General features: G+C 68.7%; 1 protein-coding gene. It reads left to right on the top strand.

Annotated features, from left to right (window positions below):
- The coding region (locus J0A65_RS27170; protein ID WP_206597261.1) for a DJ-1/PfpI family protein at positions 1-284 on the top strand (284 nt) is incomplete at both ends.

Below are 284 nucleotides of genomic sequence, written 5' to 3'. Positions count from 1 at the left end.
CTGTGGAACGGCGCCTGGTTCCTGGCCCGCGCCGGCCAGCTCGACGGCTACCGCTGCACCATTCATCCGGAACACCGCGCCGCCCTGGCGGAAATCGCCAAGGACAGCCAGGTCACCAGCGAAAGCTACATCGTCGACCGTGACCGGCTCACCGCCGCCAGCCCGACCGGCGCCTTCAACATGGTGCTGGAGTGGATCAACCAGCTATACGGCCGTCACCTGGCCGACGCCGTGGTGGATATCCTCGCGTTCGAGGAATCCCGCTACCGCCGCGCGCGGCCGGC

The organism is Bowmanella yangjiangensis (assembly GCF_017255015.1).
Classification (GTDB): domain Bacteria; phylum Pseudomonadota; class Gammaproteobacteria; order Enterobacterales; family Alteromonadaceae; genus Bowmanella; species Bowmanella yangjiangensis.
Note: the sequence above shows the minus strand (reverse complement) of the source record. Positions and strands in the feature narration are given on the sequence as shown.